A 13,221-nucleotide genomic window follows, 5' to 3' on the forward strand; every position below is an offset into this window, starting at 1 on the left:
TGGAGCCGCGGCCGGAGATCAGGATGGCGACGCGCGGCTTGCTCAAAGGGCCAGACTGCCCTGCATGGCGACCTCGGCCTCGCCGGTGGCCGCGACCAGGCGGCCGATCCGGAACGCGGCCTCGCCGGCCTCGGTCAGCAGGGCGATGGCCTTGTCGGCCTCGGCTTCGGCCACGACCACGACCATGCCTAGGCCGCAGTTGAAGACCTTCAGCATCTCCGCCTCGGCGACGCCGCCGGCGCGGGCCAGCCAGGGGAAGACCGGCGGCAGCGGCCAGGAACCGGCCTGCACCTCGGCGGCCAGACCCTCCGGCAGCACGCGGGGCAGGTTGCCCGGCAGGCCGCCGCCGGTGATATGCGCGGCCGCCTTGAGCAGGCCGGCCTTGTGCAGGGCCAGGACGGACTTCACGTAGATCCGCGTCGGCACCAGCAGCGCCTCGCCGAGGGTCTTGCCCTCCGCGAAGGGAGCCGGGGCGTCCAGGGCGATGCCGGAGGCCTCGATGATCCGGCGGACCAGGGAGAAGCCGTTGGAATGCACGCCGGAGCTGGCGAGGCCGATCAGCACGTCGCCGGCCGCCACGTCGCGCGGCAGCAGGGCGCTCCGCTCGGCCGCGCCGACGGAGAAGCCGCCGAGGTCGTAGTCGCCGCCGTGGTACATGCCCGGCATCTCGGCCGTCTCGCCACCGACCAGCGCGCAGCCGGCCTGCCGGCAGCCCTCGGCGATGCCGGAGACGACCTCGGTCGCCTGGGCCACGTCCAGCTTCCCGGTCGCGAAATAGTCGAGGAAGAACAGCGGCTCGCCGCCCTGCACCACCAGGTCGTTCACGCACATGGCCACGAGGTCCACGCCCACATGGCCGTGGATCCCCGCCTCGATCGCCAGGCGCAGCTTGGTCCCCACGCCATCGGTGGAGCTGATGAGCACCGGATCGGTGAAGCCCGCCGCCTTCAGGTCGAAGAGCGCGCCGAAGCCACCGAGCCCGCCCATGGTGCCGGGCCGGTTGGTGCTCTTCGCGAAAGGCTTGATCCGCTCGACCAGCGCATCGCCGGCCTCGATGTCGACGCCGGCCTGCGCGTAGGTGAGACCGTTCTTCTCGGAACTGTTCAGGGCCGCCTCCAATGGGTTAAACCCGGGCCAGTGGAACGAGGATGGCCATGACGGCGAGACACCTATTGGCGGCCCTGGTCCTGGCGCTGCTCTTTTGCCCGCCCCTGAAGGCGCAGGACAACCCCCTCGTACAGCGGGGCGTCCCTGCGGAAGCCGCGGCCGGCAACGCGGTGGCGGCGCGCGACCAGGCCTATGCCAATGCGCGGCGACTCGCCTTCCAGCGGATGGCCGAGGCGCTGGGCGGCAATATCCAGACGCCCTCCGACGCCCAGCTGGAGCGGATGGTGGCCGCCATGATCGTCGAGGACGAGCGCACCAGCTCCACCCGCTACACCGGCCACCTCACCGTGCAGTTCTCGCCGGCGCAGGTCTCGGCGCTGACGGGGCGCAGCTTCGCCGGCACCGGCGCGGCGGGCGCGGCCGGCGGCATGGCGCTGAACATTCCCATGGCGGCCCAGGCCCATATCGAGGCCTCGACGCAGTTCAATTCCTTCCAGGAATGGCTGGAGCTGCGGCGCCGCCTGCGCGCTTCCAACAGCGTGGCCAGCATCGACGTCGTCGCCATCAGCCCGGACGCGGCGCGCATGCGCCTCGGCCTGCGCCAGCCGCCAAACGAGGCCGCGGCGGCCCTGGGTGCCGCGGGTGTCGCCGTCTCGCAGGATGGCGGGCGCTGGCAGCTCGGGCTCGGCGGGGGCTGATCCCCCCTCCATGCTCCCGGAAGGCCCCTCCGCGCATCATCTGCTGACGCTGCCCAATCTGATCACGATGGCACGTCTCGCGGCGGTTCCGGCGACGATCTGGCTGATCCTGCATCACCGGCTCGACATGGCCTTCCTGCTCTTCGTCGCCGCCGGCGTGTCCGACGCGCTGGACGGCTGGCTCGCGCGCTACACCGATTCGCGCACGGTGATCGGCGCGCTGCTCGATCCCGTGGCCGACAAGGCGCTGCTGGTCTCCGTCTATGTGACGCTGGCGGTGATGGGCGTCCTGCCCGACTGGCTGGCCATCCTGGTCGTCTTCCGGGACGTGACCATCGTGGGCGGGCTGCTGCTGCTCTGGGTGCTGGGCGCGCGAACGGCGATCAAGCCGCTCTACGTCTCCAAGCTGAACACGGCGATGCAACTCATCCTCGCGGGCATAGCGCTCTTCCAGGCCGGATTCGGCGTGGGGCTGGGGCCGACGCTGGTGATCCTGATCTGGCTCACGGCGGCCACGACCGCCTGGTCCGGCATCGCCTATATCTTCTCGGCCTCGCGCTGGCTGAAGGCCCCCTCCGCATGAACGAACCCGTCCCCGCCCCCGGCCGTGGCCGCCTCGCCCCCCTGGTGGCGACGCGGCGCCAGCGGCTGATGCTGAGCCTCGGCGCGCTGGGGACGGTGATCGGCGGCCTCTGGCTCTTCTCCGAGATCCTGACGCCCTTCGTCCTCGCGGGCTGCATCGCCTATTTCCTCGACCCGCTGGCGACGCGCATGACGCGCATGGGCCTGCCGCGCGGCCTGGCCGCCATCCTGCTGGTCTTCCTGCTGGTGCTGCTGACGCTGCTGTCGCTGCTGCTGCTCTATCCGCTCATCGTCTCGCAGATGGCCATGCTGCTGAACGCCCTGCCGAGCTACGTCAGCAGCATCACCGCGACGCTGCGGGATCTGCTGGTCTCGCTGGAGGAGGCCGCGGGGCCGGACCTCGTGGGCTCCCGCCTGCGCGAGCTGATCATCAGCCAGGCCAGCGCCATGGTGAGCTGGCTCGGCACCGCCGCGACGCGGCTGATCGGCGGCGGCTTCGCCCTCTTCAACGTCTTCACCCTGGCGATCGTGACGCCGGTGATGAGCTTCTACCTGCTGCGCGACTGGCCGGGGATGATGGCGCGGCTGGAGAGCTGGATGCCTCGCCGCTCCGCCTCGACCCTGCGGCAGCTGGCCCGCGACATCGACCGCGTGCTCTCCGCCTGGCTGCGCGGGCAGCTGCTCTGCTGCCTGATCCTCGGCGTCTATTACGCCGTGACCCTCTCGGCGATCGGGCTGGAGCTCGGCCTCACCGTCGGCCTGGTCTCGGGCTTCCTCTCCTTCATCCCCTATGTCGGCTCCATGACCGGCCTCGCGCTTTCGGTCCTGCTGGCGATCGGCCAGTGGGGCGATTGGAACGGGGTGCTGTGGGTGCTCGCCATCTTCTTCACCGGCCAGGCGGTCGAGGGCTACGTGATCTACCCGCGCCTGATGGGCGACCGGGTGCACCTGCACGCCGTCTGGGTCATCTTCGCGCTCTTCGCGGGCGGCGTGGCCTTCGGCTTCCTGGGCGTGCTGCTGGCCGTGCCCATGGCCGCGGCGATCGGCGTGCTGGCGCGGTACTGGCTGCGGCGTTACCTCGAAAGTCCCCTGTACCTCGACCCCCCAAGGACGGGCCTGTGATCCAGCTGACGCTGCCCATCGAACGTCCTCCCTCCTATGCCGCGGCCGATTTCGTGGCCGATTCCAGCAACGAGGAGGCACTGCACTGGCTGTCCGCCCCCGGTCGCTGGCCCGACCGCCGGCTCGTCCTGGCGGGGCCGTCCGGCACGGGGAAGACGCATCTGCTGCATGCGACGGCCGAGGCCCAGGGCTGGGCGATCATGCATGGCCCCTCCCTGCGCGGCCTTCCGCCCGTGCCCGAGCGCGGCGTGGCGCTGGACGATGCGGACCTGCCTGCCGAGGAGGAAGCGCTCCTTCACCTGATGAACGCCTGCGCCGAGGGCGGCCTGCCGCTGCTGATGGCGGCCCATCGCCCGCCCTCGCGCTGGCGCGTGGCGTTGCCCGACCTCCGCTCCCGCCTCGCCGCGACCGCCGTCGCCATGCTGGACGAGCCCTCGGACGCGCTGCTGGACGCGCTGCTGACCAAGCATCTGGCGGATCTGCAGTTCGACATCCCGGACGCCTTCATCGTGAGCGTCCTGCGCTACCGCCTGCCGCGCCGCGCCTCGGCGATCGCCGAGGCGGTCACGCGCCTGGGGCGGGCCTCGCTCGTCGCCGGGCGCCGGCTGACCCGCAGCCACGCCCTCGATACCATCAGACCCCTATTGGATGACGATTCTGGGACATCGGACGACGACGCGCCCGTTCCAGTCCCCCCCGATCCGGCGCTGCTGTAGAAGTGGTCCCATGACGAGCACCGAGATCCTCCCCTCGCCGAGCCCCTATCCGCAGAATGCGTCGTCCCACGACGACCCGATGACGGACCCGGGCCGGTTCTTCAACCGCGAACTCTCCTGGCTCGACTTCAACACCAGGGTGCTGGAGGAGGCGGCCAACCCGCAGCACCCGCTGCTGGAGCGCCTGCGCTTCGTCGCCATCTCCGGCTCGAACCTCGACGAATTCTACTCCGTCCGCGTCTCCGGCCTCGTCGGCCAGGAGCGTGAGGGCGTGAAGACCCTCTCCCCCGACGGCCTGACGCCCACCCAGCAGCTCGCGGCCATCCAGGCTCGCGCCATGACCCTGATCGAGGGCCAGCAGGAGGCCTGGCGCACGCTGCGGCACCTGCTGCGGCCGGCCAAGCTCGCCGTGCTCGACGCCGAGGAACTGCTGCCGGCGGAGATCGCCTGGCTCGAATCCTACTTCCTCGATCGCCTTTTCCCGATCCTGACGCCGCTGGCGGTGGACCCCGCGCACCCCTTCCCCTTCATCTCCAACCTCGCCTTCTGCATGGTGCTGAAGCTGGTGCGTGAGGCCGATGGCGGCACGATGCGCGCCCTGCTGACGCTGCCGCCCCAGGTGGACCGCTTCATCCGCCTGCCCGCCACGGCCGATGGCGGCATCCGCTTCGCCCTTCTCGAGGATGTGGTGGCGCTGAACCTGCACCACCTCTTCCCCGGCTTCATCCCGGCCGAGCGCGGCCTCTTCCGCCTCATCCGCGACACCGACGTCGAATTCGAGGAGGAGGCGGAGGATCTCGTCCGCTCCTACGAGACGGCGCTGAAGCGCCGCCGCCGCGGCCGTGCCATCCGCCTCGCCGTCGAGGCGCGGATGCCGGCCGACATGGTGGATTTCGTCGCCGAGGAGCTGGGCGCCGACCGCAACGCCGTCATCGTGCTGGAGGGGCTGCTGGGCGTCTCCGACCTCAACCAGCTCATCGTCGACGACCGGCCGGACCTGCTCTTCACGCCCTACACGCCACGCTTCCCCGAGCGCATCCTGGACTTCGGCGGCGATTGCTTCGCGGCGATCCGCGCGAAGGACATCGTCGTCCACCACCCCTATGAGAGCTTCGACGTGGTGGTGCAGTTCCTGCGCCAGGCGGCCCGCGATCCGAACGTCATCGGCATCAAGCAGACGCTGTACCGCACGAGCCGCGACAGCCCGATCGCCCGCGCGCTGATCGAGGCGGCCGAGGCGGGCAAGTCCGTCACGGCCATGGTGGAGCTGAAGGCCCGCTTCGACGAGGAGCGCAACATCTCCATCGCGCGCGAGCTGGAGGCGGCCGGCGTGCAGGTGGTCTTCGGCTTCGTCGAGCTGAAGACCCACGCCAAGATCAGCCTCGTGATCCGGCGCGAGGGCGGCGGGCTGCGCAGCTATGTGCATTTCGGCACGGGCAACTATCACCCGATCACCGCGCGCATCTACACCGACCTCTCCTTCTTCACGACGGACCCGGCGCTGACGCGCGATGCCTCGAAGCTGTTCAACTACATGACCGGCTATGCGCGCCCCGAGGCCATGGAGCGGCTCGCCTTCTCGCCGCTCACCATCCGCCCCTCGATGAATGCGCTGATCGAGCAGGAGATCGCCTTCGCGAAGGAGGGCAAGCCCGGCGGCATCTGGCTGAAGATGAACAGCCTGGTCGACAAGGACCTGGTCGACGCGCTCTACCGGGCCAGCCAGGCGGGCGTGAAGATCGAATGCGTGGTGCGCGGCATCTGCTGCCTGCGCCCCGGCGTGCCCGGCCTGTCCGAGAATATCAGCGTGAAGAGCATTGTCGGCCGCTTTCTGGAGCACAGCCGGATCTATGTCTTCGGCAACGGCCATCGCTTGCCCAGCCGCCGCGCGCGCGTCTTCATCAGCAGCGCCGACTGGATGGCGCGCAACATGGATTGGCGCGTGGAGACGATGGTGCCGGTTGAGAATCCGACCGTGCATGCCCAGGTGCTCGACCAGATCATGGTCACGAACCTCAAGGACGCCGCCCAGAGCTGGAACCTGGAATCGGACGGCACCTGGCGCCGCCAGACGCCCGACCCGCGGGCCTTCTCCGCCCACGAATACTTCATGACCAACCCTTCGCTCTCCGGTCGTGGCTCGGCGCTCAATCCGCCCGCGCCGCGCGCGCCGCGGCGGCACAAGACCGACCGGCTTCAACAGGACTGATTTCCGTATGACATCTCCGGGCCCCGACAAGCCACGCTTCGGCGTTGTGGACCTTGGCTCCAACTCCGTCCGTCTCGTGGTCTATGAGGGCCTGCGCCGGAATCCGCACGCCGTCTTCAACGAGAAGGCGGTGCTCGGCCTGGGGCGCGGCCTGCATGTGACCGGCCGGCTCAACGAGGAGGCGGCGGCCCAGACCCTGACCGTGCTGCGGCGCTATCACGCGCTGGCGCGCGGGATGGGCGCCGAGCCGGTGGAGGTGCTGGCCACCGCCGCCGTCCGCGATGCCAGCAACGGCGCCGAGTTCCTCGAAGGGCTCGAGACGGTGATGCCCGGCGTGCGCGTCACCGTCCTCTCGGGCAATGAGGAAGCGCGGCTCTCGGCCGAGGGGCTGCTCATGGGCGTGCCCTTCGCCGACGGCGTGCTGGGCGACCTCGGCGGCGGCTCGCTCGAGCTCGTGAAGCTGGCGCGCGGCGAGATCGTCGAGACCGTGTCCTTGCCGATCGGCACGCTCCGGCTCGCCGATCGCGCGGAGGGCGACATCGCCCGCGCGCGCGCCATCGTCGAGACGGAGCTGAAGCGCGTACCCTGGCTGGGCGCCACGCCGCTGAAGGATCTCTTCCTCGTCGGCGGCACCTTCCGCGCCATGGCGCGGATGCACATCTCCCAGACGGGCTACCCGCTCGCCATCGTCCATCACTATGCGATCCGCCGCGAGGAAGCGCGGGACCTGGCCGGCGTGGTCATGACCTCGCCCCGGAAGTCGCTGGAGCGCATGCCCTCCGCGCCCACCAAGCGCGTGTCGGACCTGCCCTTCGCCGCGGTGGTGATGCGCCGGCTGCTGCGCGCCTCCGGCGCCGCGCGCGTCGTCTTCTCGGCCAATGGCCTGCGCGAGGGCTGGTATGGCCGCCGCCTCCCCAGCGCGGAGCGCGCGCGGGACCCGCTGCTCGCCGCCGCCATGGAGCTCGGCGAGCGCCTGGGCCGCGACCTTGCTCTGCCGGAAGCCCTGCTCCGCTGGATCGAGCCGCTGGCCGAGGAGGGCACCGACCCTACCCTCCGCGCGGCCGCCTGCTGGATCAGCGACACCGGCTCCCGCGATCACCCGGAATACCGGGCCGAGCAGTCCTTCCTGCGGATCCTGCGGCTGCATGGCGTGGGCCTGGATCACCATGCGCGCGCCTTCCTCGCCCTCACCGCCGCACTCCGCTACGAGGCCGAGGCGGAGGCGCCCTGGCTGCAACCGGCGCGCATGCTGCTCTCCCCGGCGGCCATCCGCCGCGCGGAGATGGCAGGGGCCGCGTTCCGCCTGGCCTATACGCTTTGCGGCGGCGTCCCCGAGCTGCTGAACGCCACGGTGCTGCTGCGGCGTGGGCGCCGGCTGGTCCTGCAGCTGAACGAGGGCGCGGGCGTCTTCGCCGGCGAGAGCGTGCTGCGGCGGCTGGAGGCCCTGGCCGTCACCCTCGGGCTCGATCCGCTGCTGGAAGTGGCCGAGGGCGGCCCGCCGGCCGGCTGACAGGTCCCGGGAGCATTTCCCGTTCGCGGGGGCTCACGGCGAACGACCAGATGATCCCATCTGATCGGGTGATGCTCTAGCGGCGAAAGGCCATGGCGCCGGCGGCCGCCGCGCTGGCCAGGAAGAGGCCGAGCATCTGGCCCATGGGCAGGTCCAGGAAGGCGCCGACGCACCAGCTCGCCAGCGGCAGCAGGGCGATGCGAAGCAGCCGCCCGTCCTCCGGCTCATCCTCCGCGATGCGCGTGGGCGCCGCGCCGCGCCATGCCGGGCGCATGTCGTAGGGGCCAAGACCGCCGGGCGCCATCTGTTCCGCGGCGATGAGGCAGGGGAAAGGCCGGGGGGAGCGAATGCGGTATTCCATGCGGCGAAGATCGCCGCGACCGCCCCCTTGCGGCCAATCCGCGTTTCCTTAGCCGGCGAGAGGCGCCGCCTATCGGCCAGATCGCCTCAGCGAACCCCGGTGAAATAGGCGAGCAGCACCGAGAGGCTGACGATCGAAAGCAGCGTCGAGATCAGGACCGCCGCGCCCGAAGTGTCCGTGCCGGCGGCGTAGCGCCGCGCCAGGAGGAAGGCATTGGCGCCCGTCGGCAGGGCCGCAGCCGTGACGGCCACCGCCATCTCGATGGGCGTAAGTTCCATCGCCCGGCCGACCAGCCAGACGATCAGCGGCAGCCCGGCCAGCTTCAGCACCACCGTGACGCCGGTCTGCTTCCATCCCGCCCGTGCATCGAAGCCGTTGAGGCTCCCGCCCAGGCAGAAAAGCGCGACCGGCGGCGCCGCCGCGCCCAGCATTTCCAGCGTGGTGCGGGCCGGCGCCGGGACGGGCAGCTTCAGCGCGCTCCAGATGATGGCCGCCAGCACGGCCATCACGACCGGGTTGCGCACCACGCCGCTCGCCGTCGCGAGCAGCAGCCGGAGCGGCTCCGCCTTCTCGTTCTGCGCGATCTCCGCGACGATGGTGGCGGTGCCGAGCAGCAGCACGGAATGCAGCGCAAGGATCGAGATCAGCACCGAGAGCCCTTCCGGCCCGAAGCCCGCGGCGATGAGCGGGATGCCCATCATCACGGTGTTCCCGAAGGTCACGTTGAGCGCCAGGATCCCGCCCGTCGCCAGCGGCATGCGCGCCTGCCGGGAACCGATCAGCGTGACGACGTAAAGCACCGCCGCCCCCAGGAAGAAGGCCAGCGCCGCGGAACCGCCGCCCTGGTGCCCCGCCGTGCCGCTGGCGAAGAGCAGCGAGGGCGCAGCCAGGCTGAAGGCGAAGCTGTTGAGGCCGCGGAAGCCCGCGGCATCGATCCATTTGCGGGACGCTGCGAGATATCCCGCGAGGATGATGGCGAAGATCGGTGCCACCACCTGCAGGACCACAAGCGCCGCGCCGGTCATTCCCGCAGCAGCCCCGCGACGAAGTCGGGCAGCCATCGCTGCCGGGCGCGCTCGCCGCGCGCGGCCTGCAGGATCGCCCGCACGGCCTGGGCCGTGTCCTGGAAGTCCTCATTCACCAGCACGTGGTCGAACTCCTCCCAATGGGAAATCTCGTCGCGGGCCGCGGCCATGCGGCGCGCGATCTCCTCGGGGCTGTCCTGGCCGCGGCCGCGCAGCCGGCGCTCTAGTTCCCGGATCGAGGGCGGCAGGAGGAAGACGCCCACGACATCCCCGGGCAGCGCTTCTTTCAGGAGGCGGTGGCCCTGCCACTCGATGTCGAAGAGGACGTCGCGCCCCGATTCCAGCGCGGCCTCCACCGGAGCGCGCGGCGTGCCGTAGGAGCGGCCGAGGAAGCTGGCATGCTCGATGAAGCCATCGGCCTCGACCATCGCCGCGAATTCCTCGGGCGTCTTGAAGAAATAGTGCGTGCCCTCTCGTTCACCGGGGCGTGGCGCGCGGGTCGTGGCGCTGATGGAGAGGGCAAGGTCGCCCTCGGTCGCCAGCAGCTCGCGAGAGATGCTCGTCTTGCCGACGCCCGGCGCCGCCGAGAGCACCAGGCAGACGCCGCGCCGCGCGGCGAGACGATCACTCGACATTGGCGGCCTGCTCCCGGAGGCGTTCGATGGCGGCCTTGAGGTCGAGGCCGATGCGCGTCAGCGCCACGCTGGCCGATTTGGAGCAGAGCGTGTTCGCCTCGCGCACGAATTCCTGCACGAGGAAGTCGAGCTTGCGCCCGGCGCCCTCGCCTTCCTTCACCAGCGCGCGGGCGGCGCCGAGATGCGCGGCCAGCCGGTCCAACTCCTCGCGGACGTCGGACTTGGCGGCCAGCAGGGCCACTTCCTGCGCCAGCCGCTCCTCGGGGAAGCGGGCGCGCCCGGCCTCGCCCAGCAGGCCCGCCAGGGTCTCGTTGAGCCGGGCCTGCTGGGCGGCCGGCTGGTTCGCCGCCTCGGCGCCGGCGGCAGCGCAGAGCGCCTCGATCTCGTCGAGCAGCGCCGTCACGATATCGGCGAGACGGTCGCCCTCGGCGGCGCGGGACTCCCACAGCGTGTCCAGCGCGCCGCGGAAGGCGGCGAGCAGCACGGCACGCCGGGCCTCCTCCTCCGCCTCGGTCAGTTCCACCTGCTCGGCGCGCATGACGCCGGGCAGGGCCAGCAGCGCCTCGGCGCGCGGCGGCGCGGCGCCGGGGATGCGGGCCGCGAGGCTGGTGGCGAGCTCGAGGGCGCGCTCCAGCGCGGCCGGATCGGGCATCAGGGGCGCCCGGCTCTCGCCGCGCAGCGTGAGGCCGATCTGCACGTTGCCGCGCTTCAGCCGCTTCCCCGCAGCCTCGCGGGCCGGCGCCTCGAGGGCATCCAGGCCGGACGGCAGGCGGAAGCGGAGCTCCAGCCCGCGGCCGTTCACACTCTTCAATTCCCAGGCATAGGCGGTGCCATCGGCAAGGGTTCCGGCTTCCCGCGCGAAGCCCGTCATGCTGCATAAGCGCTTCTTCATGCGCAACTTGTCCCGCGCGCCAGCCAAGGAGTCCAGCGATGCCCTGGGCGAATGTTCTCATTACTGGAGCCTCTTCCGGCATCGGCTCGGCACTGGCCGAGGCCTGTGCCGGACCCGGCGTCACGCTCCATCTCTCGGCGCGCACGCCCGCCCGACTGGAGGGCATCATCGCCGCCTGCGAGGCCCGGGGCGCCACCGTCCGCCCGGTCGCGATGGACGTGCGGAATGCCGAGGGGATGGCCGCCTGGATCGGCGCCGCGGGCCGCTTGGATCTCGTCATCGCCAATGCGGGGGTGGGCGCCGGCACGGGCGATTCCTGGGAATCGGCGCGGGACTGCCGCGCCGTCTTCGAGACGAACCTGATGGGCGTGCTGAACACCGCCCTGCCCGCCATCGACGCCATGGCCGCCCAGGCGCCCGGGCCGGGCGGCCTGCGCGGCCGCATCGCCGTGGTGGCCTCCATCGCCGCCTTCGTGGCCTCGCCCAGCGCGCCCGCCTATGGCGCCAGCAAGTCGGCGGCGCAGCGCTGGGCCGAGGCCAGGGACGCGACGGAGCGCAAGCGCGGCATCCGGATGCATTCGGTCAATCCCGGCTTCGTCCGGACGCCGATGACCGCAGTCAACGAATTCCCCATGCCCTTCCTGATGGAGCCGGCCCGGGCCGCCCAAAGGGCGCTGGACGGCATCGCCGCCGGGCGGACACGCATCGTGTTCCCCCGGCGCCTCTATGCGATGGCGCGGATCGTCGATGCCCTTCCCCTCAGCTGGCGGACCCGCCTGCTGATGGCGGCACCGCCGAAGCCGCACGCCGAACCGGGCTGACCCCGCCGGGCGGCCGTGCTTGACGCGCCGCCCGCCCCAGCCGATTCCTCACCTGTATCCCGGGAAGTCACCATGACCCTGTCTCGTCGCCTCGCGATGTCTCTGCCGATCCTCGCCACGCCCGCCCTCGGCCTTGCCCAGACCGCCGCCTATCCGAGCCGCCCGATCCGCATGATCGTCCCCTTCGCGGCCGGCGGCGCGGCGGACAGCGCCACCCGCGCCATCAGCCCGCGGATGTCCGAGCGCCTGGGGCAGCCCATCGTGGTGGAGAACCGCACGGGCGCCAGCGGCTCCCTCGGCGGGGGCGAGGTCGCCCGTTCGCAGCCCGACGGGCTGACGCTGCTGATGGATGCCTCCAGCCACGTCGTGAATCCCGCCCTGATGCGCGGCCTGACCTTCGACTACGCCACCGCCTTCGCCCCGGTCTCCCTGGTGGTGACCTTTCCGCAGGTGCTGGCCGTGAAGGCGGACCTGCCGGTACGGACGCTGGCAGAATTCATCGCCCTCGCCCGCACGCGGCCGCTGAACATCGGCACCCAGGGCAATGCGACGGCGGGGCATCTCGGCCTGATCCAGTTCAGCCAGGCCGCCGGGATCGAGATGACGCATGTTCCCTATCGGGGCGGCGCCGATGCGGCGCGGGACCTCGCGGCCGGGACGCTGGACGGCGCCTTCATCACCATGCTTTCCGCCGGCCCGATCGTGGATAGCGGGCGCGCCCGCTTCATCGCCGTCTCCGCCCCCCAGCGCGTGCCGCTGCGCCCCGACATCCCCACCTTCGCGGAGCTCGGGACTCCCGGGATCGAGATCAGCGAATGGGCGGCCCTCTTCGCGCCGGCTGGCACGCCGGAGGCCATCCTGGCGACGCTCCACACCGCCCTGCGGGAGACGCTGGCGGAGGCGCCGGTCCAGGCGCGCCTGGCGCAGCTGGCCGCCGTCCCGGTCGGCAGCACGCCCGCCGATTTCGCGGGCTTCGTCCGCGACGGCCGGGCCACCATGGCGGAGCTCGTCCGCTCGGCGAATATCCGCCTTGATTAGGCGCACCCTCTTCGCGCTGCTGGCCCTCGGCACCACGGCGCTGACGCCCGCCCGTGCCGCGACGCCGGAGCTGCTCGAGCTCGCGGGTCAGCCGGTTCTGGAGCTGGCCAGGAACCCCCTGGTCGGCCCGCGCCTCCGCGCCATGACCGGCGGCCGTCAGCGCATCGTGAGCGACGCCGTCCGCGGCCCAGGCTCGCCGCTGGCCATCACCGGTTCCTGGATCCATGGCATGGCCTGCCCGACGGCCGGCTGCGACAAGGCGCGGATCTTCCTCGCCTTCGATACACAGACCGAGACGGTGGTGATCATGCTGCTGGAGAAGAACCGGCCGTCGCTCTTTATCCCGCCACGCGTGGCGCCCTGGCCGGCGGTGCTGGAGCCCGCGATCCGCGAATTCTCCCCGGAGCTCGCCGCGGTGATGCGCTTCCGGGACTGATCCCTCCATCGCCACAGAATGCAAAAAGGGCGGGAAGCCAAGCTTCCCGCCCTTTCTGTATGTTCCCGA

General features: G+C 71.3%; 14 protein-coding genes. 9 read left to right on the forward strand and 5 right to left on the reverse strand.

Annotation, left to right across the window (positions count from 1 at the left end):
- Positions 1-42: 42 nt before the first annotated feature.
- Positions 43-1,119, reverse strand: a complete 1,077-nt coding sequence (purM, locus tag KHU32_RS19745; RefSeq protein WP_249681425.1) for a phosphoribosylformylglycinamidine cyclo-ligase — start codon at positions 1,117-1,119, stop codon at positions 43-45.
- A 35-nt stretch (positions 1,120-1,154) separates the two neighbouring features.
- On the opposite strand from purM, the gene KHU32_RS19750 reads away from it, so the two are divergent.
- The 6 genes from KHU32_RS19750 to KHU32_RS19775 are packed head-to-tail and all read left to right on the forward strand — an operon-like array spanning position 1,155 to position 7,944.
- A complete protein-coding gene (locus KHU32_RS19750; RefSeq protein ID WP_213671885.1) occupies positions 1,155-1,805 on the forward strand; it encodes a hypothetical protein in 651 nt (216 codons plus the stop codon).
- Positions 1,806-1,815: 10 nt separating this feature from the next.
- Positions 1,816-2,388 carry a CDP-alcohol phosphatidyltransferase family protein gene (locus tag KHU32_RS19755; protein ID WP_213671886.1) on the forward strand — a complete coding sequence of 191 codons (573 nt, stop codon included), beginning with the start codon at positions 1,816-1,818 and terminating at the stop codon, positions 2,386-2,388.
- The gene (locus KHU32_RS19760; protein WP_213671887.1) at positions 2,385-3,509 is read left to right on the forward strand and encodes an AI-2E family transporter; all 1,125 of its coding nucleotides are present in this window, start codon (positions 2,385-2,387) and stop codon (positions 3,507-3,509) included. Before KHU32_RS19755 ends, KHU32_RS19760 begins: the two co-directional genes overlap by 4 nt.
- Positions 3,506-4,225, forward strand: a complete 720-nt coding sequence (locus tag KHU32_RS19765; RefSeq protein WP_213671888.1) for a chromosomal replication initiator DnaA — start codon at positions 3,506-3,508, stop codon at positions 4,223-4,225. The genes KHU32_RS19760 and KHU32_RS19765 overlap by 4 nt, the downstream gene beginning before the upstream one ends.
- Before the next feature lie 10 nt (positions 4,226-4,235).
- Positions 4,236-6,434: an RNA degradosome polyphosphate kinase gene (locus tag KHU32_RS19770; RefSeq protein ID WP_213671889.1), complete on the forward strand. Its 2,199-nt coding sequence runs from the start codon at positions 4,236-4,238 to the stop codon at positions 6,432-6,434.
- Between the two features lie 7 nt (positions 6,435-6,441).
- The gene (locus KHU32_RS19775; RefSeq protein ID WP_213671890.1) at positions 6,442-7,944 is read left to right on the forward strand and encodes a Ppx/GppA phosphatase family protein; all 1,503 of its coding nucleotides are present in this window, start codon (positions 6,442-6,444) and stop codon (positions 7,942-7,944) included.
- A gap of 76 nt (positions 7,945-8,020) precedes the next feature.
- Here the strand turns inward: KHU32_RS19775 and KHU32_RS19780 are convergent, their stop codons facing one another.
- The 4 genes from KHU32_RS19780 to KHU32_RS19795 form a co-directional block, all read right to left on the reverse strand.
- On the reverse strand, positions 8,021-8,305 hold the full coding sequence (locus KHU32_RS19780; protein ID WP_213671891.1) for a hypothetical protein: 285 nt from the start codon (positions 8,303-8,305) through the stop codon (positions 8,021-8,023).
- 86 nt (positions 8,306-8,391) lie between these two features.
- Complete coding sequence (locus KHU32_RS19785; RefSeq protein WP_213671892.1) at positions 8,392-9,330, reverse strand: AEC family transporter; 939 nt, start codon at positions 9,328-9,330, stop codon at positions 8,392-8,394.
- Complete coding sequence (gmk, locus tag KHU32_RS19790; protein WP_213671893.1) at positions 9,327-9,965, reverse strand: guanylate kinase; 639 nt, start codon at positions 9,963-9,965, stop codon at positions 9,327-9,329. Before gmk ends, KHU32_RS19785 begins: the two co-directional genes overlap by 4 nt.
- Entirely contained in the window at positions 9,955-10,857 is a 903-nt protein-coding gene (locus KHU32_RS19795) for a YicC/YloC family endoribonuclease (RefSeq protein WP_213671894.1), read from the reverse strand. Before KHU32_RS19795 ends, gmk begins: the two co-directional genes overlap by 11 nt.
- 38 nt (positions 10,858-10,895) lie before the next feature.
- Between KHU32_RS19795 and KHU32_RS19800 the strand changes: the two genes are divergently transcribed.
- The 3 genes from KHU32_RS19800 (at position 10,896) to KHU32_RS19810 (ending at position 13,152) form a co-directional block, all read left to right on the forward strand.
- Positions 10,896-11,678 (forward strand): SDR family NAD(P)-dependent oxidoreductase, encoded by a 783-nt coding sequence (locus KHU32_RS19800; protein WP_213671895.1) that lies wholly within the window; start codon positions 10,896-10,898, stop codon positions 11,676-11,678.
- Positions 11,679-11,750: 72 nt separating this feature from the next.
- Positions 11,751-12,716: a Bug family tripartite tricarboxylate transporter substrate binding protein gene (locus KHU32_RS19805; RefSeq protein ID WP_213671896.1), complete on the forward strand. Its 966-nt coding sequence runs from the start codon at positions 11,751-11,753 to the stop codon at positions 12,714-12,716.
- Complete coding sequence (locus tag KHU32_RS19810; RefSeq protein WP_213671897.1) at positions 12,709-13,152, forward strand: hypothetical protein; 444 nt, start codon at positions 12,709-12,711, stop codon at positions 13,150-13,152. The genes KHU32_RS19805 and KHU32_RS19810 overlap by 8 nt, the downstream gene beginning before the upstream one ends.
- The last annotated feature ends 69 nt before the right edge of the window (positions 13,153-13,221 follow it).

The organism is Roseococcus pinisoli (assembly GCF_018413645.1).
Lineage (GTDB): Bacteria > Pseudomonadota > Alphaproteobacteria > Acetobacterales > Acetobacteraceae > Roseococcus > Roseococcus pinisoli.

Bases quoted from the DNA above. Each gene is read 5' to 3' on its own strand.
- gmk (WP_213671893.1), bottom strand. From the start codon at position 9,965: ATGTCGAGTGATCGTCTCGCCGCGCGGCGCGGCGTCTGCCTGGTGCTC.
- KHU32_RS19750 (WP_213671885.1), top strand. From the start codon at position 1,155: ATGACGGCGAGACACCTATTGGCGGCCCTGGTCCTGGCGCTGCTCTTT.
- KHU32_RS19795 (WP_213671894.1), bottom strand. From the start codon at position 10,857: ATGAAGAAGCGCTTATGCAGCATGACGGGCTTCGCGCGGGAAGCCGGA.
- KHU32_RS19780 (WP_213671891.1), bottom strand. From the start codon at position 8,305: ATGGAATACCGCATTCGCTCCCCCCGGCCTTTCCCCTGCCTCATCGCC.
- KHU32_RS19775 (WP_213671890.1), top strand. From the start codon at position 6,442: ATGACATCTCCGGGCCCCGACAAGCCACGCTTCGGCGTTGTGGACCTT.
- KHU32_RS19805 (WP_213671896.1), top strand. From the start codon at position 11,751: ATGACCCTGTCTCGTCGCCTCGCGATGTCTCTGCCGATCCTCGCCACG.
- KHU32_RS19800 (WP_213671895.1), top strand. From the start codon at position 10,896: ATGCCCTGGGCGAATGTTCTCATTACTGGAGCCTCTTCCGGCATCGGC.
- KHU32_RS19755 (WP_213671886.1), top strand. From the start codon at position 1,816: ATGCTCCCGGAAGGCCCCTCCGCGCATCATCTGCTGACGCTGCCCAAT.
- KHU32_RS19770 (WP_213671889.1), top strand. From the start codon at position 4,236: ATGACGAGCACCGAGATCCTCCCCTCGCCGAGCCCCTATCCGCAGAAT.
- KHU32_RS19785 (WP_213671892.1), bottom strand. From the start codon at position 9,330: ATGACCGGCGCGGCGCTTGTGGTCCTGCAGGTGGTGGCACCGATCTTC.
- KHU32_RS19760 (WP_213671887.1), top strand. From the start codon at position 2,385: ATGAACGAACCCGTCCCCGCCCCCGGCCGTGGCCGCCTCGCCCCCCTG.